At 61.6% G+C, this 958-nt stretch carries 2 tRNA genes and 1 rRNA gene; all 3 read right to left on the bottom strand.

The window, feature by feature from the left end:
- Positions 1-304: 304 nt before the first annotated feature.
- Positions 305-377: transfer RNA gene (locus H7965_RS30040), tRNA-Ala, on the bottom strand.
- A gap of 90 nt (positions 378-467) precedes the next feature.
- Positions 468-541, bottom strand: a tRNA-Ile gene (locus tag H7965_RS30035).
- Positions 542-846: 305 nt separating this feature from the next.
- Positions 847-958, bottom strand: a 16S ribosomal RNA gene (locus H7965_RS30030); the annotation flags it as partial.

Genomic DNA, 958 nt, shown 5'->3' with positions numbered 1-958 from the left:
CACGCAGGACCAAACCGCGCCCCAAAAGGACACGCCCCACAGCCAAGCAGCAATGCAGCCCGAGCCTACGCTCAACCACACTCAACTTACGCTATCAACCAATCTCTTCTTCACCTGTCAAAGAACACCCGCCGCGACGCTTGGCCCAAAGGCCAGCGCCGACATGCGGCGGTTTTGGAAGCGCTCCCTCATCAAGAGCCTTGTGCCCGGCCGGTTGTGCCAGCCGTAAGTCTCTCGGAGGGATTTTCGCCTGCCGCGGCAGTGCCACGGCATGCTCGCGCAAGGCGCGAGCGAGCGGCAAAAATGGAGGCGACCGGATTCGAACCGACGACCCCCTGCTTGCAAAGCAGGTGCTCTACCAACTGAGCTACGCCCCCACATACCGAACCGGCAGCGAAGGCCGCGTCTGCGGCAGAGACGACATCGTCAGCCTCCGGCAAATCTCTCTTCCTGCCCAAGGGCAGGAATGGGCCAGGGAGGACTTGAACCTCCGACCCCACGCTTATCAAGCGTGTGCTCTAACCAACTGAGCTACTGGCCCCAAGCCCCGGCTTTCACCAGGCCTCAAGCAGACCGTAGCCCAGCCAAGGCCAAAACACACAACGGGAGAAGGATGCGCGGACGGCGCCGATCCCAGAGTTGCCCCAAGGACCAGGCACGCCCGCAAGACCCGCCAACCCGGCGGCCATGGACATGGCCAGAAGGCATTCATTTTCGGGAGGATGTCCGACACCACCAGCCCCATCCGGGACCCAGCGGCATCAGGAACGATCAACAGACGATTGTAGCTATTGTCAGGAAGGTCGCAGCCGAGGAGCGAACCCCTCACCCCACAACCCATCCTTGAAAGGAGGTGATCCAGCCGCAGGTTCCCCTACGGCTACCTTGTTACGACTTCACCCCAGTCACTGACCCTACCGTGGCAAGCTAGCCCCTTGCGGTTACCACACCTGCTTAA

The organism is Siccirubricoccus deserti (assembly GCF_014283215.1).
In the GTDB taxonomy this organism is placed as follows: Bacteria; Pseudomonadota; Alphaproteobacteria; order Acetobacterales; family Acetobacteraceae; genus Siccirubricoccus; species Siccirubricoccus deserti.
The sequence above is the reverse complement of the archived record's forward strand: the minus strand, read 5'-3'. Positions and strand labels throughout refer to the sequence as shown.